The following is a 1,813-nucleotide window of genomic DNA, read 5'->3' as shown; positions in this document are numbered from 1 at the left end:
GGCTTCGTCGATGGGGTGCTCGATCGGCTGATCTTCGACGGTGAGGCGCTCAGCGACCTGTTCGCGCCGCTGGAACTGGGCTGGAAGGCGCGCGGTCAGGCCGAGACGGCCCTGATGGCGGAACTGGTGCCGGTGCTCAAGAAGCAGGCCGGTGGGCGGGAGATTTCAGGACTGGCGGCGTATGAATAGAGATGAGTGGCACTCAGTCGAGGTTTTCGCATGAATCTGGCGGAGGGAGTCTACCAAACGGTTAAACCACTCCCTGAACCACTGGTTCAAGAGGTGCTCGATTTTGCCCGCTTTTTACAGCAGCGTGAAGAATCGCTAACCTGGCAGAATCTTATGCAGGCACAAGCCACTGCGCTTGTGAACTGGGATAACGCTGAAGATGAGGTGTGGAACGATGTGCCGCCCATTTGACGTGGTGTTGCTGCCTTTTCCCTTCAGTCGGGGGTTTTTACCCAAGAGAAGCTTTGTTCGTCCTGACAAGTTTGTGACCTGCGAGCGGGAAATTTCTGGACTTGCGGCGTATGAATACGAAACTGAAGGCAGCACCATCATGAGTGCCGTGACCCTACAACAAAATAGTGACAGTGTTTATCCAGCGCGACAACGACAGCGAAGAGTGTTTACCGATGATGATTTGCGATCCGCAACAGTTCTCCGAACAGATGAGCCAACTGCCCCCTTCTCGGCAAGCTGAGGTTCTTGATTTTATTCAGTTCCTCCTGGAGAAAGAGGAGCGCGCACTGCAATTTTCCGTCGCCACCTCACAGCTTTCCGAAGCGTCTTTGAATCAGGTCTGGGCGAACGAAGAAGATGCCGCCTATGATCAACTTTGAGGCTGGAGATGTGGTGCTGGTGCCATTCCCTTTCACCGATCTGATCGGGCTCAAAAAGCGACCGTCGGTTGTTGTCAGCTCTGCGGCTTATCAACAACGGCGACGCGATGCCATATTGATGGCGATCACCAGCCGTGTCCGTACTCCACTCGACTTCGCCGAAGCGGAGATCGTCCATTGGCAAGCGTCTGGATTATTAAAGCCCTCCCTGTTTAAGCCCTTGCTTTTCTCCCTGGAACAAAAACGCATCCTGAGAAGGATGGGCAGTTTGCAGCCGCATGATCGTGAAAACCTGCACGCAATACTGGGGCAGATTATTGGATGAGCGGGCACTAACGTTCAGGTATTGACAGCGTATGATCGACAGCAGGATGAACGAGCCGACGAGAGGATTGGTGCCGAGGTTGCGGTTTCCCGAGTTTCGGGAGGTGGGGGAGTGGGAGCAGAAACAACTCGTTAAGATCGGAGAAACCATCAACGGACTCAGCGGGAAGTCTGCGGATGATTTCGGTGAAGGGCAGCCCTTTGTCACGTATAAACAGGTTTTCGATTCCGCCTGGATTGATTTTGCAAAATGCGGGAAAGTCGATATTGCCCCCGATGAAAAGCAAAATGTCTTGCTAGTCGGGGATGTGCTTTTTACTACTTCATCTGAAACACCGGAAGAAGTGGGTTTTGCTTCTGTCGTGTTAAATCCTCCCCAGGAACTAACATATCTGAATAGTTTTTGTTTCGCCTTTAGACCAAATGGCTTGCTGACCCTTTTAGCCGCGTTTTCTTGCTACCTGTTTCGCAGCCCGATTTACCGCAAATCCGTGGTCAAGCTGGCTCAAGGTAGCACCCGATTTAACATATCGAAGCATGCTTTTCTGAAACTCAAATTGCCGATACCGAGTGAGAAAGAACAACAAAAAATCGCCGCTTGCCTCTCCTCCCTCGACGCCCTGATCGCCGCCCAGGCGGACAAACTC

The 1,813-nt window shown here is 52.6% G+C and carries 5 protein-coding genes; all 5 read left to right on the top strand.

The genetic code is table 11. The features are described from left to right. A partial coding sequence (locus VBE63_RS28610) for a hypothetical protein (RefSeq protein ID WP_416274717.1) occupies positions 1 to 189 on the top strand: 189 nt, incomplete at its 5' end. A gap of 30 nt (positions 190 to 219) precedes the next feature. Continuing rightward, a complete protein-coding gene (locus VBE63_RS28605) occupies positions 220 to 420 on the top strand; it encodes a DUF2281 domain-containing protein (protein ID WP_323686372.1) in 201 nt (66 codons plus the stop codon). A 173-nt stretch (positions 421 to 593) separates the two neighbouring features. Next, positions 594 to 842: a DUF2281 domain-containing protein gene (locus VBE63_RS28600; protein ID WP_323686371.1), complete on the top strand. Its 249-nt coding sequence runs from the start codon at positions 594 to 596 to the stop codon at positions 840 to 842. Beyond that, the gene (locus VBE63_RS28595; protein ID WP_323686370.1) at positions 829 to 1,167 is read left to right on the top strand and encodes a type II toxin-antitoxin system PemK/MazF family toxin; all 339 of its coding nucleotides are present in this window, start codon (positions 829 to 831) and stop codon (positions 1,165 to 1,167) included. Before VBE63_RS28600 ends, VBE63_RS28595 begins: the two co-directional genes overlap by 14 nt. Before the next feature lie 46 nt (positions 1,168 to 1,213). After that, positions 1,214 to 1,813 (top strand): restriction endonuclease subunit S (locus tag VBE63_RS28590; protein ID WP_323686369.1); only part of this gene is annotated, 600 nt, incomplete at its 3' end.

This window comes from Lamprobacter sp. (assembly GCF_034860625.1).
Taxonomy (GTDB): domain Bacteria; phylum Pseudomonadota; class Gammaproteobacteria; order Chromatiales; family Chromatiaceae; genus Lamprobacter.
This window is presented reverse-complemented; position numbering and strand designations above follow the sequence as displayed.